This is a genomic window from Candidatus Brocadia sinica JPN1 (assembly GCF_000949635.1).
GTDB lineage: Bacteria > Planctomycetota > Brocadiia > Brocadiales > Brocadiaceae > Brocadia > Brocadia sinica.
This window is the reverse complement of the sequence record NZ_BAFN01000001.1, coordinates 1,831,749-1,846,002: the sequence shown is the minus strand read 5'-3', so window position 1 is coordinate 1,846,002 and position 14,254 is coordinate 1,831,749. Positions and strand designations below refer to the sequence as shown.

The following is a 14,254-nucleotide window of genomic DNA, read 5'->3' as shown; positions in this document are numbered from 1 at the left end:
TCGTAATAATCTTACCGTGCAGCCCGGAATATTTCAAATTAAAAGATTGATTCAACCTTCAGTTTTCCATAAAATAAGGTCGATTTCGTTATGGCTTTGCAGTAGGAAACCTTTGAGGAAAAAGTCAATGCGGAACTAGCCGGCTCAGATTTGCCCCCTGTTGACGAAACGGGCATTAAAGGGTGAATTGCCTGATTTTGTTTGCTTACAGCAGTAGTGTTTGAAAATACGCTGAATAATCTTTTAAACTAACTGGAGTAAATTGAATGCAGGGAAAGCTTATGGTCATTACAGGTATCGATGGCAGCGGTAAGACGGTACAGACAAAACTTTTGTACGAGCGCTTGCTAAAAGAGGGATACCCCGCCGTTATCACTGACTTCCCTCAGTATGGAAAAACTTTCTTTGCTGACATGGTCGCAAAATACCTCAAGGGTAAATTCGGTAGCGCAGACTCCGTGAGTCCTTATCTGGCCTCACTTCTCTACGCGGGAGACCGCTGGGAGTGCAAGGAACAGATAAACAACTGGCTTGGTGAAGGCAAGATTATCGTATCAAACCGCTATGTGTGCGACAACATGGCCCACCAGGGCGGTAAAATCAGTAACCCTGCGGAGAAAGAAAGTTTTTTCCAGTGGCTGGACAAATTGGAACACCAGGTATTCGCCGTTCCGCGATCAAACTTAAACATCCTGTTATACGTGCCAGCCGAGATCGCTTATCATCTTATAGAAAAAAAAGAACAACGCTCTTATCTGTCAGGCGAAAAGAAGGATATCCACGAAGAGGACATCAATCACTTACGATACGCACAACAAACTTTTCTGGAAATTGCCAAAGGAAAAAAGGACTGGATAACTATTGATTGCACAGGAAACGGTATGTTGTTATCCACACAGTTCATTGCGGATAAGGTATGGCACGCGGTAAAAAGCACCTTACAAAAACAGCAACAGGATACCTTATGACAAACAGAAAAAGAATCATCATTATGGGGGCTGCCGGGAGAGATTTCCATAATTTCAATGTCCACTTCCGTGATAATCCCGAATATGAAGTAATTTTATTTACAGCAGCACAGATACCGAATATTGCACAAAGGCAATACCCTCCTTCTCTGGCAGGCAAGTTATACCCCGGCGGAATTCCCATTGAACCTGAAGAAAACCTGGCATCCCTCATCAAACTCCATGCGATTGATGAGGTGGTATTCTCTTATAGCGACGTATCGCACGAGTACGTTATGCACAAGGCCAGCCTTGTAAATGCAGCAGGCGCGCAATTTACCCTCCTTAGTCCAAAACAAACCATGATAAAAAGCAAAAGGACAGTCATTGCTGTCTGCGCAGTCAGAACCGGCAGTGGCAAGAGTCCCGCTTCACGAAGGGTCTGCGAGATTCTAAAAGGAATGAGGAAAAAGGTTGTTGTTATAAGACATCCGATGCCTTATGGTGACCTTTCCCGACAGCGCCTGCAACGATTCGCTTCATATGATGACTTGAAAAAACACGATTGTACCATTGAAGAAATCGAAGAATATGAGCCTCATCTGGAACAACACACGATCGTGTATGCAGGTGTGGATTATGCAGCAATTCTTACGGAGGCTGAAAAGGAGGCGGATATTATCGTATGGGATGGTGGCAATAATGACACCCCTTTCTATGTACCCGATATTCATATTACCCTTGCAGACCCGCACAGGCCTGGACATGAGATTAGCTACTATCCAGGAGAAACCAATCTTCTCCTGGCAGATATTGTCGTCATCAGCAAGGAAGATACTGCAAAGCCAGAAAATATAAGCCTTGTTAAAGGGCATGCAAAACAGTCAAATCCCAATGCTATTATCGTAGATGCTGCATTGCCTGTAACGGTTGAAAACCCTGATCGCATACAAGGCAAGCGTGTATTAATCATCGAGGATGGCCCAACCCTGACACATGGAGGTATGGCTTTTGGCGCCGGAACCCTTGCAGCAGAACGTTATGGAGCAAAAGAGATCATCGACCCAAGACCTTATGCCATAGGGTCGATTGCCGAAACCTTTGAGAAACATCCACACATCGGCGGCCTCTTACCGGCTATGGGTTATGGTCATTCGCAGATGGAAGAGTTGAGCGAAACGATACACCGAGTTCCCTGCGACACGGTAATTATCGGCACCCCTATCGACCTGAGAAAGCTCATATCCATTGACAAACCCACCGACCGTGTTCGGTATAATTTACAGGAAATAAGCACACCTACACTCAAAGAACTCCTTGAAACAAGGCTACGATGAAGAAAACCAAAGCTGTCGTCATTGCCTTAGGAGGAAATGCCCTTATCAGGGAGGGACAACAGGGCACGATTGCAGAGCAATTTGAGAATGTCCAGAAGAGTCTGGATGGCATTATCTATTGCTTAAAGCAGGGCTTTGAGGTGGTCATTACCCATGGAAATGGACCCCAGGTAGGTAATCTGTTACTCATGGTAGAGGCCAGCCGGAATCAGGTACCCGAGATTTCCCTGGGCGTCTGTGTGGCAGACACCGAAGGCGCGATAGGGTATATGATTCAACAATCCTTAACAAATCGATTACGAAAAGAAAAAATCGACAGATGTGTCGTCACCGTTTTGACGCAGGTCATAGTCGATAAAGATGACAAGGCATTTTCAAATCCCACCAAACCCATTGGACCCTTTTTTACGAAAGAAGAAGCAGAGAACTTTCGCCGGGAGAAAGGCTGGCACATTGTTGAAGACAGCCACAGGGGATACCGTCGGGTGGTTCCTTCACCAAACCCGTTGAAAATTGTGGAAGAAAGGGCTATAAAAACCCTATTAGGGGCTGGCGAAATTGTCATAGCCGCTGGTGGAGGTGGTATCCCTGTTATTCTGAAAGAAGACGGAGATTTAGAGGGGGTTGACGTTGTTATTGATAAAGACCTTGCCTCCAGTGTCCTGGCACGGGATACGAAAGCTGATTGTCTCATGATGCTTACCGGAGTAGAACACGCCTTTTTAAACTTCAAGCAATCGAATGAGCAGGCATTAAGCAGGTTAACAGTAAATGAAGCCCAAAGATATTTCCAGGAGGGCCATTTCCCGCCGGGAAGCATGGGACCAAAGATTCAGGCGGCCATGAATTTTTTAACCTGGGGCGGTGAGCTGGCAATCATCACGTCCATTGATAAGGTCAAAGATGCCCTGGATGGCCGTACTGGTACAAAAATTATAAAAAATTCAATTTGATAAAGAGGTTTGGTCGTGGTTTTTCCCGACAAAATCTTCAGCAAATGCGACAATTCTACCGGGTTTATCCACCAGATAAGATTTGCCAGACAGTGTCTGGCAAATTTGAGGAATCAGAGGGAGATACAAAAAAACCAGATAGCAAGAGAAAAACCGCAGATATTATCTGCGGAATTTAATCAAAAACTTTTCTCGGGGTCATTTCCCTTACCTTTTGTGCATTTCTCTATCGGGTGATTCCCGTGGTCAGGATCTCACTTCAAATCAGATATGCACGATTGAGAGATGCCTTTAAAACCGGTTGGGGTGTAACCGCGCAAGGGCAATTTTCTAAAAGTGCTGCAATCTTCTCGATATTAACAAAACATCTATTAAATAATAGCGCTGTAATATTTAATAGATATTGGCATATTAAAAAATATTTGATATATTTTTAATATGAATTTTGTTATTAAAAGTTTTTATCAACCATTAAATATGAAAGAAAACACATTTTTGTCCGGTACTTACAAACAGAAATACCATGATAAAAGTTTTAGCCCTTCACTTATCAATAAACCTTTTGAATGGCGTGATGCAAAAATTACTATTCTTTTGGAGGAGGCGGGACGGTTGTTAGGCGAACTTAATGTCTATTCACTCCTTGTGCCGGATGTAAATTTTTTTATTCAAATGCATGTGGTTAAGGAAGCCACTACTTCAAGCCGTATTGAAGGTACTCGAACAGGAATCGACGAGGCGCTGTTACCGGAAGAAGAAATTGACCCTGAAAGACGCAATGATTGGGAAGAAGTGCAAAACTATATCAAGGCAATGAACTATGCTATTGCCGAACTTGAGAAGTTACCGCTCTCTATGCGACTTTTGAAAGAGACTCATAATATACTGCTTTCAGGCGTGCGAGGAAAACATAAAAATCCGGGTGAAATAAGAACCAGTCAGAATTGGATCGGTGGATCAAGTTTACAGGATGCCTTCTTTATCCCCCCTCATCAAAATGAGCTTCCTGGATTGTTAAGTGACCTGGAAAAATTCTGGCATAATCAGGAATTGAACATTCCTCATCTGATTAACATCGCAATGAGCCATTATCAAATTGAAACTATCCATCCCTTTTTAGACGGTAATGGGAGAATCGGGAGACTGCTTATTACCCTGCAACTTGTCGAGCGGGGAATTTTGCGCAGGCCCACATTATATCTTTCTGATTTTTTCGAACGGAACAAAGGTGCTTACTATGATTCACTGACACTGGTTCGATCATCGAATAACATTGAACAATGGATCAGATTTTTTTTGTCCGGAATTATAGAAACCGCAAAAAATGGAACGCTGACATTTGAAAGAATTATTACACTCCGTCAGAATTACGAAGCGAAGATATTAACCCTTGGAAGACGGGCAAAAATAGCACAGGAGTTGTTAAAACTCTTATTTTCCAAACCAATAGTGAATGCTAATCAAATTGCTGAAAAGCTTAAAATAACATTCCCTTCTGCCAATGCGCTTGTAAAAGATTTTCAACGATTGGGTCTTTTCCAGGAAATTACTGGATTTGCCCGCAACCGATTATTTTCCTTGTCGGAGTATCTGAATTTATTTGAAAGATAGTAAATTAAATTGAACACACTAAGAAAAAGATGACTGTTCCTCAGGAAATTCTTGGGCTGATCGGACGATTCGACAACAATCGCGAGGCATATCGCTCCGGTACATACAACGAAACCCAGCTTCGGCGTGAATTTGTCGATCCGTTTTTTAAGATACTGGGCTGGGACGTGAACAACGAGAAGGGTTACGCCGAGGCTTACAAAGACGTAATACACGAGGACTCCATCAAGGTCGGCGGTATGACCAAGGCCCCGGATTATTGCTTCCGCACCGGTGGCGTCCGCAAGTTTTTTGTGGAGACAAAGAAGCCCGCGGTCAATCTCAAAGAGGATGTCGACCCCGCATTTCAATTGCGCCGATACGCATGGTCTGCCAAGCTCCCGCTCAGTATCCTTACTGATTTTGAGGAGTTCGTCGTATACGACTGCCGGGTAAAACCGGACAAGACTGACAAACCTTCTACTGCCCGCATCCTCTACCTGAACTACACCGAGTATGCACAGCGCTGGGATGAGATCGCATCCATCTTCTCACGCGATGCGGTACTCAAGGGCGCTTTTGATAAATATGCCGAAACGGGCAAGGCCAAAAAAGGCACCGCTGAGGTTGATACTGCATTTCTAAAAGAAATCGAATCCTGGCGTGACGTGCTTGCCCGCAACCTGGCGCTGCGCAATCCAGACTTGACCCAGCATGACCTGAACTTTGCCATTCAGCGCATCATTGACCGCATCATCTTCCTGCGCATCTGCGAGGATCGAGGCATTGAAAGGTATGGTCGCCTCATGGCCTTGCAGAACGGCGACCGTGTATATGCACGCCTCTGCGAAATATTCCACCGTGCCGATGAACGTTACAACTCCGGTTTGTTTCATTTCCAAAAGGAAAAGGGACGTTCTGAATTTCCTGATACCCTCACGCCGAGCTTGACCATTGACGACGGCGTACTCAAGGATATCATCAAAAATCTGTACTATCCCGATAGCCCGTACGAATTCTCCGTCCTCTCTGCCGACATTCTTGGTCAGGTCTACGAGCAATTCCTGGGCAAGGTAATCCGCCTTACGGCTGGTCATCGCGCGGTGGTGGAGGACAAGCCTGAGGTCAAGAAGGCAGGAGGAGTTTACTACACACCGATCTATATCGTTGATTACATCGTAAAGAATACCGTTGGCCGCCTTGTTCCCCCCTTTACTTCCCCAGAAAACAGGGGGAAAAATATTTCCCTCCCTGTTTGCGGGAAGGGTCAGGGTGGGGTTGTCTCGCCCGCTTACGGGAAAACACGAGGGGATTTACCCACCCCTAAATCCCCTCCCGGGAGGGGATTTTCTATTCCCCTCTTGAGAGGGGCTAGGGGTGTGTTCAAAAATCCAAAACAGGTATCCAACCTAAAAATCCTCGACCCTGCCTGCGGCTCCGGCTCTTTTCTCCTGGGTGCTTATAAATATCTGCTTGACTGGCATTGTGACTGGTACGTAGCTGATGGCCCTGAGAAATGGTCAACCGGACGCTCTCCAACATTATACCAGGGCATGGGTGGTGACTGGCGTCTAACCACCGCCGAGCGCAAGCGCATCCTGCTCAACAACATCTATGGTGTGGACATCGACCTACAGGCCGTAGAGGTAACCAAGCTGTCCCTCCTTTTGAAGGTGCTGGAAGGCGAGTCCGAGCAAACTATTGTAAGACAACTCAAACTCTTCCACGAACGTGCCCTGCCTGATCTCGGCAACAACATCAAGTGTGGCAACTCGCTCATAGGCACAGATTTTTATAACACATCCCCTCCTCCTTTGTCCCCCTCACGGAGGGGGATACAGGGGGAGGCCTCAGACGAGGAACGCTACCGGATCAATCCATTCGACTGGGAGACCGAGTTCCCTGAGATCATGGAGAATGGTGGGTTTGATGTAGTAATTGGGAATCCACCATACGTAAGGCAGGAAGGCTTAGGCGACCTGAAAGAATATCTCCGGTGTAAATACACTGTGTACCATGGGATGGCCGATCTCTATGCGTACTTTATTGAGAAAGGTGTTTCGTTGCTCAGGGATAAAGGGATTTTCGGCTACATAGTTGCAAACAAGTGGATGCGGGCTAATTATGGTGAGCCACTCAGAAAGTGGTTAAAACGACAATGTATTGAACAAATTGTCGATTTTGGGGACTTGCCGGTATTCCAGCAAGCTACGACGTATCCATGCATTCTTGTCATCGGGAAAGGTAAACCTTCATCTGCCTTTACCGCAGTCAAGGTAAAGACACTTGAATTTGAAAGTCTGGAGGACTATGTAAAAGAAAACCGCCATTCTGTAAAACTATCCATCCTTGATGACACGGGCTGGTCGCTTGCAGATGAACGAAGCGCTGCGTTGCTTAACAAGCTGAAAAAGGCCGGAATTCCTTTGAAAGAATATGTAAAAGGTAAAATCTATCGAGGTGTTTTAACAGGACTCAATGAGGCATTTGTGATAGATGCAGAAACAAGAAATAGGCTCATTTCTGAAGACCCCAAAAGCAGAGAGATTATAAAGCCATTCCTAATTGGGCGAGACGTAAAGAGGTATTGTATAGAAGACGAAGGGCGCTACCTGATTCTTATCCCGAAAGGTTGGACTGGCCAAAAGTCTTCCAGTTTTGCAGATGCATGGAAGTGGTTTAAACAAAATTACCCATCAATAGCAACTCATTTGTTGCCATTCAAAGAAAAGGCCGAAAAGCGTTATGATAAAGGCGAATACTGGTGGGAACTAAGGGCCTGCGATTACTATGCGGAATTTGAAAAACCAAAGATAATTATTCCAACTATTGTGCAAAGCGCCTCATATACCGTAGATAATTCAGGTTTTTATTCGAATGACAAAACATCTATTATTGCCACGGACGATTTATACCTGCTTGGAATATTGAATTCAAGGGTGGCCGATTTCGTCATGCATTCGATTTCCTCTACCAAACAGGGAGGTTATTTTGAATATAAACCCATGTATTTTTCACAAATTCCCATTCATACAATCAACTCATCCAACCCATCGGACAAGTCGTACCATGGCCATATGGTTGCTCTTGTTAGACAGATGCTTGAACTGCACAAACAACTTGTATCGTCAAAGACGAATCATGACAAAACTGTCATCCAGCGCCAGATAGACGTCACCGACCGTCTGATTGACCAGTTGGTGTATGAATCATATGGATTGACGGAAGATGAAATCGTGATTGTTGAAAAGGGAAATTTATGAAAAACCCAAACAACTGCGAATCATCTTATAAAAAAGCCTTACAAAAGTTACAAACAGCTAATAGCTGTATTGATTATGCCAACTATGGCTTGAATTCTGGTAGTATGATTAACTGGGTATGTAATGAAATGGGTTCTGCTCTGATGTGGGCAATGGAGGCATGGTTATTAGCTCATGGTTATTCATCCGATTTCAGCAATTGGGGTTCTATGAGGATGCAGTTTCGTGAATATGCTCCAGAAACTCTATGGTTAAAAATTTCTAATGTACTCTCTGAACTTAATTTTCTTGATGTTGTACTGCTGGGCGATCCTTATATTGATTGCTTACCACGTTGGCCAATAGAAAAATGGAAATCTGAAGCTTACATCTGTTTGTCAGAAGTAAAAGTTATTATAAGCAAAATTAATGAAGATGTAATCAGTAATAAACCTTGAAACACAAAGCGGGTTCAGGTTTGCAACTTGACCCAACAATTTGATTTATCCGTCAGTTTTAATTCCTGACACTATTTTTGACATTTATTGTCCTTAATCTCTTTATGAAAGGTAATGTTATGACATTAACTAAGCAAAGCCAAAAAGAAAAAAAGCCAGAGACTTACTATACGAGGCTTTGAAAGAATTTCACAATTGTGAGCCAGATTTTCCTGTATTTACAAAAGAGCGCATTTCTCATGAAAAATATCATGAAAAGTTAACGGGACAAGGCATCGATGAAGGTATTGTTGCATTAGTCTTGATTAACAATATGTCTGCTGCCTCTGCAACCGGTTTCGATTTGTATAGATTGCTTCATGAGTATATTTTGAATATTGAAGTTCGTATGAAGATAAACAAAATACTCAAACAAGATATTAAAACTGTATGATAAAAAAGAACGAATACAGTGCATTCCTGGGCAGGTTAAAAAGAGAAATTTCTTTTGCAAGACAGAAGGCCTACCAGGCTGTTAACAAACAATTAACGGAATTGTATCTTCTCATAGGAAGGGGCATGCATGAGAAGATAGAGGTCTCTAAGTGGGGCGAAGGTATTGTGGAGACACTGGCAAAGGATTTACAAAAAGCATTTCCTGATATGAAGGGGTTTTCTAAGGAAAACCTCTGGAGAATGAAAAAATTATACGAAACATATAAAGGCTATCCAAAACTGTCACCACTGGTGACAGAATTATCATGGACACATAATCTTTTAATATTGTTTCAGACTCAGAGCATAGAAGAGAAAGAATTTTATCTTAAAACCTGTCTAAAAGAGAGATGGTCACGCCGAGAACTTGAAAGGCAGATAAACTCATCGCTCTACGAGAGGTTTATGCTTTCCAAAAAGGCAGATAAGTTAATACCTCATACAAAAGAAAAGGGTTTTCTGGCACACTTTAAAGATGAATATGTTTTTGACTTTCTTGGATTAAAAGACGATTTCGTTGAGAAAGATTTACGGAAAGCTATTCTAGGGAATTTAAAACAATTCTTTCTCGAATTTGGTAAGTATTTTACCTTTGTAGGAGAAGAACAAAAGCTGACTGTTGGCAATGAGGATTATAAAGTGGATTTGTTATTTTATCATAGACTCCTGAGGTGTCTTGTAGCAGTAGAATTAAAGATCGGTAGGTTCAAGCCGGGATATGAAAGAAGAAATAATAACCAGATTAAACAATGTTGAAAACGAAGAATGTGTAAAAATACTGTACGCTTGTGAATCGGGAAGCCGGGCTTGGGGTTTTCCTTCAACCAATAGTGATTTTGATGTGCGCTTTTTATACCTTCATCCCAAAAATTGGTACTTGTCCATTGACCTGGAACAGAAACGGGATGTTATTGAACGACCGATCAATGACCAGATAGATTTGAGTGGTTGGGATTTACGCAAGGCTTTGAGGCTGTTTCGCAAATCGAATCCGCCGCTTATAGAATGGCTGGGTTCGCCAATCGTTTATTGGGAAAAGTATTCAACTGTCACACAGATGAGTCAATTGGTAGAGACCTATTATTCCCCAAAAACATGCATGTATCATTACTTGCATATGGCGCGCGGCAACTATCGTGAATATCTGAGAGGAGAACAGGTTTGGATAAAAAAGTATTTTTACGTGCTTCGCCCCATATTGGCTATCAACTGGCTTGAAAGAGGGTGGGGTGTTGTACCAACGGAGTTTAGGGTAATGGTCAATCAACTCTTTAACTCGGGGGAATTGAAACAGGAGATCGAAAAACTGATAAAATCTAAAGAGCAGGGTGAAGAATTAGATTACGGACCTCGTATTCCGGTAATAAGTAATTTTATAGACAGGGAAATTGAACGATTTGAAGGCAAACAATTTACAGATGATACAGATCAACGCTCAACAGATCAGTTGAACGGTTTATTTATATCTGCTTTGGATGAGGTATGGTCGTAAAAGTAGGCAGAAAGTTGGGTTGCGTTCCTCTTTCTTAAACGGGCTCAAGTTTACCTGCATAAAAGATAGAAACATAAAGGGTTGTACAAAACACAGCCAAATACTTCTCTCCTGCCTTAAAACAGTAGTAATTGAAGGATAAGTTGTTTCACAATTCTTCGTTAACGGAATACTCGCTCATGGAGAAAAATCCTTACAGGTATGTTTCATATCCTCAAAATATAAAGGTTGATATTTCAAAGAAGGATATTGCCCATATACAAATATCGTTTACCCAAAAAAGGCTACCATTTGCATGGAAGATTTGGGTATATGTATGGCTGGATAGACATGGCTTTAAAATGGGATAATGATGAAATAACGATAAACACCTCGTCGGTATATTCACCTTACAAAAGCTTAGTTACATGGATCGAAAATATTAACCAGGGTAAATTGCCCTGTCAGATCGATATTGACGATGAATCTGACATTTTCAAATTGAAAGCTTATCCTGTGGATAACAAGGAACAGTTTTACTTGATTATTGAAAATACCTATAACAAGGACAACAAAATTTATCTGGAAGGTCTTTTCAACAAAGGGGAATTTAGAGCAGAATTTAGTTATAAGTTCCGTCACTTTCTTACGACAGAATATGATAATGAGTATTGGACTGATGATGACGAAGACGACTTAAGCAAATTAATTGCCGGGGGAATTATCGGGGGTTTTAGAATTGAAGTAAAGTGTACCTGCCCATGCTGTGGATACAAAACGTTGGCAGAGTCAGGTAATTATGACCTGTGCCCAATATGTTACTGGGAAGATGATCCCTCACAATATGAAGACCCAGACCTCGAAGGTGGCCCAAATTCACCTTCACTAAGACAGGCGCAGTTAAACTTTATCCTTTACGGTGCCTCTGACCAGGAATGTTTGAGTTATGTTCAACCACCCAGCCTGTGGGATATTCGTGATTCTACCTGGTTACCGCTTCACCAAATTCAAGAAAACATACTTACCCTGCAAAAGGAATTCGAAAAAAACAGAGATTTACCGGTAAACCTTTTCAAGTCAATATCATTTCTTTTTTTTAAGAAGAAATTAAACAGATGCAGAAATGAAAAAAAGGATATAAGACGTTGCAACAAAAGATCTCAGGAAAATTATTGCAATGCCAGGTCTGATGCTTTAGGCAAAATTAAGGATGAACAAATACGGTATTGGCTTCTCAAGGCTGAAAGCATCAATGACGTGGAATTTATTGTGAAAGCACAAGACAGTTTTTGGAAATGGCTTGAGAATGTTAAGATATGTAGCCATTTGCATCTTGAATTAATAACAGATAGTAATGGGTTTGCTCCACTGTATAATTGCAGATGCTGTGGTGCATATGTTGGTTGCACGTGTTTCTTTAGGAATCCAAATTCATGGCCGGTGAATCAATATATCAGCGTTCGGCCTTCTGCGTTGTCGGATTTTATCCCCTATCGTGTTTTTAAGGAAGTCTTCATCAGACCTAATGTTTGCTACAGATGCAGAAAAGATGAAGATATGGCTGCGCCGCGCGCTTACGGGAAAAATAAAATTGAAAAAGTTTATTGGAGAGAACTATTTGCTGAAGAAAGTAAAGCCTGGGCATTTCTCAGAGGCAAAGAATTTCAAACAGGGGATGAAATCATAAATTATTCTAAAAATACTCAACCAGTTTCTTTACTTTTTCTTGCCATTTTAAACGATGACAAGGACGAAGTTATCAAAAGAATTCTCGATAGGACGTTGTATGTGAAAAACCGGCTGAGAAAAATTGGCGTGAGCGCTTCGGTAAAAGAGATACTTGGATATGCTGTTCATAAGGCTTGTTACCTTTACAACAATCAATACAAACGTGATGAAAAAAAAGATAAACTCATAGACCTTAAAGAAAAGCCACAGACCATTTACCTTCCAGGGTTTCATAGCAATAAGGAAATGATCAAAGATCTGGGTCTGCTGGAAAACCCCGATAAAATCAAGGAAATGTCGCTTGTCTTTAAAATTGATGTCCTTCGAGAGTTTCTCATTGAAGAAGTTTCTGTTAACGATAAAAAGGTGAAAACACTTGCAATTTCGCAAGTGAAGGTGTTTGAATTTGACCCTGCCAGCGAATTCCAGCGAGTTCTTGATGCCGCAAGGATAAAAGATATTTACCTATTCCTTAAAACAATACAGAAAATATGGCAAAAAGATAAGGTATTTCTCATCTCAAAAAAAGAAGATTTATCAAACATAATTACGGATAATAGTATGGAATGGGCGATAGTGGAATACGAACTGTTCTGTGAAGGAAATTACTCTGGCTTTGGATTCGGGCTCGAATGTAATAGAGACTTGCTTGCATGGTTAAAAGCGAATGTTTGTATTCCAAAATTTATGGACATGTTACACAAAGGCAATATAATCACTAATATTGTGGGGATGCGATTTATAGAATGGGCAAAATATTTAAGACTTGATGAATATCTTAATGATAAAATGGTTACACTTATTCGTGAACCAAATAATCAACATGATGAAAATGCAATAGCTGCTGAAACAGAAAGTTTTGGCAGACTTGGCTACATAAAACGTTCAGTCGCAAAGATACTAGCGCCCATCATGGATAATGAGGTAAAATTACAAGCAGAAATCTTTGCTCGTTATTATACGAATGAAACCGATACAACAATTTTTCTCAAAATGAAAACTCAGACAGAAAGAGATTTTCACAGATGAAGGCCGTTGTCAAAACAAAACGTACAAAAGGTATGGAATTTGTTGAAGTGCCCACCCCAAAGATGGGGCCAGGAGACGTGATTATCAAGGTCAGGATTGCCTCGATCTGCGGCACGGATGTGCATATCTACGACTGGACGCGCTGGGCACAACACCGCTTCACACCGCCGCGCATTATAGGACATGAATTCGTGGGGAATGTTTTAAAGATGGGGGAGGAAGTAACGCGGGTAAAGGTCGGGGACCGGGTTTCTGCCGAAAGCCATCTCACCTGTGGGTATTGTTACCAATGTGCAAACGGATATTCGGAGGTTTGCAGGAATTTCAAATTGTTGGGTGTTGATCATGATGGTACCTTTGCCGAGTTCCTCGTTCTACCAGAGCACGTCTTGTGGAAAAACGATGAAAAAATCCCCGATGAATGGGCAACCATCCAGGAACCCTTTGGAAATGCCGTCGATACCGTTCTGGCCGAGGATATATCGGCAAAGACGGTCTTAATCCTCGGCGCGGGACCGATCGGGCTCTTCGCTGCCGGTATTGCCAGGGCATGTGGCGCTTCATTGATTATCATTTCTGACCCAAACAATTACCGTCTGGCTATCGGCAAAAAGATGGGGGCACATATCGTTATCAATCCAAGAAAGCAGGATGTGACCCAAATTGCCCTTGAGGCAACAAAAAATAACGGTGTGGACGTTGTCCTTGAATTTTCTGGCAATAACCAGGCACTCAATCAAGGTCTGAAAGTCATTACCCCTGGGGGGAGAATCTCAATCTTAGGTATTTATGAAAGGCGCGTTAACATCGACCTGAACAAGGAAGTTATTTTCAAAAAGATCCGTATTTATGGAATAACGGGGCGGAAAGTATTTTCTACCTGGTACAAGACCTCGCGCTTCTTATCCTCAGAACTCGTCGACCCAAGCCCGATTATTACCCATCAGTTTTCCTTGAAAGACTATGAAAAGGGCATGAAACTCATGAAGGATGGGAAGTGCGGGAAGGTTATTTTAACTGTTTAA

Annotated in this window: 12 protein-coding genes and 1 pseudogene; all 13 read left to right on the top strand. The window is 42.2% G+C overall.

The genetic code is table 11. The annotated features are described in order from the left end of the window. Positions 1–266 precede the first annotated feature (266 nt). Positions 267–968 (top strand): dTMP kinase, encoded by a 702-nt coding sequence (locus BROSI_RS08220; RefSeq protein ID WP_052563277.1) that lies wholly within the window; start codon positions 267–269, stop codon positions 966–968. After that, a complete protein-coding gene (locus BROSI_RS08215; RefSeq protein ID WP_052563276.1) occupies positions 965–2,284 on the top strand; it encodes a cyclic 2,3-diphosphoglycerate synthase in 1,320 nt (439 codons plus the stop codon). The genes BROSI_RS08220 and BROSI_RS08215 overlap by 4 nt, the downstream gene beginning before the upstream one ends. Beyond that, complete coding sequence (arcC, locus tag BROSI_RS08210; RefSeq protein ID WP_052563275.1) at positions 2,281–3,237, top strand: carbamate kinase; 957 nt, start codon at positions 2,281–2,283, stop codon at positions 3,235–3,237. Before BROSI_RS08215 ends, arcC begins: the two co-directional genes overlap by 4 nt. A gap of 44 nt (positions 3,238–3,281) precedes the next feature. Further along, complete coding sequence (locus tag BROSI_RS21330; RefSeq protein WP_420886077.1) at positions 3,282–3,416, top strand: hypothetical protein; 135 nt, start codon at positions 3,282–3,284, stop codon at positions 3,414–3,416. A gap of 298 nt (positions 3,417–3,714) precedes the next feature. Next, positions 3,715–4,848, top strand: coding sequence for a Fic family protein (locus BROSI_RS08200; protein ID WP_052565728.1), 1,134 nt, complete (start codon positions 3,715–3,717; stop codon positions 4,846–4,848). Positions 4,849–4,877: 29 nt separating this feature from the next. Beyond that, positions 4,878–8,090: an Eco57I restriction-modification methylase domain-containing protein gene (locus tag BROSI_RS08195; RefSeq protein WP_052563273.1), complete on the top strand. Its 3,213-nt coding sequence runs from the start codon at positions 4,878–4,880 to the stop codon at positions 8,088–8,090. Beyond that, complete coding sequence (locus BROSI_RS08190) at positions 8,087–8,527, top strand: hypothetical protein (protein ID WP_052563272.1); 441 nt, start codon at positions 8,087–8,089, stop codon at positions 8,525–8,527. The genes BROSI_RS08195 and BROSI_RS08190 overlap by 4 nt, the downstream gene beginning before the upstream one ends. A gap of 178 nt (positions 8,528–8,705) precedes the next feature. After that, entirely contained in the window at positions 8,706–8,960 is a 255-nt protein-coding gene (locus BROSI_RS08185) for a hypothetical protein (RefSeq protein ID WP_052563271.1), read from the top strand. Continuing rightward, on the top strand, positions 8,957–9,757 hold the full coding sequence (locus tag BROSI_RS08180; protein ID WP_052563270.1) for a PDDEXK nuclease domain-containing protein: 801 nt from the start codon (positions 8,957–8,959) through the stop codon (positions 9,755–9,757). Before BROSI_RS08185 ends, BROSI_RS08180 begins: the two co-directional genes overlap by 4 nt. Continuing rightward, positions 9,720–10,493: a nucleotidyltransferase domain-containing protein gene (locus tag BROSI_RS08175; RefSeq protein WP_052563269.1), complete on the top strand. Its 774-nt coding sequence runs from the start codon at positions 9,720–9,722 to the stop codon at positions 10,491–10,493. Before BROSI_RS08180 ends, BROSI_RS08175 begins: the two co-directional genes overlap by 38 nt. A 717-nt stretch (positions 10,494–11,210) precedes the next feature. Continuing rightward, positions 11,211–11,462, top strand: a pseudogene (locus BROSI_RS21325) (CPCC family cysteine-rich protein); the annotation flags it as partial. 567 nt (positions 11,463–12,029) lie between these two features. Continuing rightward, a complete protein-coding gene (locus tag BROSI_RS21320; protein ID WP_420886076.1) occupies positions 12,030–13,229 on the top strand; it encodes an HIRAN domain-containing protein in 1,200 nt (399 codons plus the stop codon). After that, positions 13,226–14,254 carry an L-threonine 3-dehydrogenase gene (gene tdh, locus BROSI_RS08165; protein WP_052563268.1) on the top strand — a complete coding sequence of 343 codons (1,029 nt, stop codon included), beginning with the start codon at positions 13,226–13,228 and terminating at the stop codon, positions 14,252–14,254. Before BROSI_RS21320 ends, tdh begins: the two co-directional genes overlap by 4 nt.

Bases quoted from the DNA above. Each gene is read 5' to 3' on its own strand.
- BROSI_RS21330 (WP_420886077.1), top strand. From the start codon at position 3,282: ATGCGACAATTCTACCGGGTTTATCCACCAGATAAGATTTGCCAGACA.
- BROSI_RS21320 (WP_420886076.1), top strand. From the start codon at position 12,030: ATGGCTGCGCCGCGCGCTTACGGGAAAAATAAAATTGAAAAAGTTTAT.
- BROSI_RS08180 (WP_052563270.1), top strand. From the start codon at position 8,957: ATGATAAAAAAGAACGAATACAGTGCATTCCTGGGCAGGTTAAAAAGA.
- arcC (WP_052563275.1), top strand. From the start codon at position 2,281: ATGAAGAAAACCAAAGCTGTCGTCATTGCCTTAGGAGGAAATGCCCTT.
- BROSI_RS08195 (WP_052563273.1), top strand. From the start codon at position 4,878: ATGACTGTTCCTCAGGAAATTCTTGGGCTGATCGGACGATTCGACAAC.
- BROSI_RS08200 (WP_052565728.1), top strand. From the start codon at position 3,715: ATGAAAGAAAACACATTTTTGTCCGGTACTTACAAACAGAAATACCAT.
- BROSI_RS08215 (WP_052563276.1), top strand. From the start codon at position 965: ATGACAAACAGAAAAAGAATCATCATTATGGGGGCTGCCGGGAGAGAT.
- BROSI_RS08175 (WP_052563269.1), top strand. From the start codon at position 9,720: ATGAAAGAAGAAATAATAACCAGATTAAACAATGTTGAAAACGAAGAA.
- BROSI_RS08190 (WP_052563272.1), top strand. From the start codon at position 8,087: ATGAAAAACCCAAACAACTGCGAATCATCTTATAAAAAAGCCTTACAA.
- tdh (WP_052563268.1), top strand. From the start codon at position 13,226: ATGAAGGCCGTTGTCAAAACAAAACGTACAAAAGGTATGGAATTTGTT.
- BROSI_RS08220 (WP_052563277.1), top strand. From the start codon at position 267: ATGCAGGGAAAGCTTATGGTCATTACAGGTATCGATGGCAGCGGTAAG.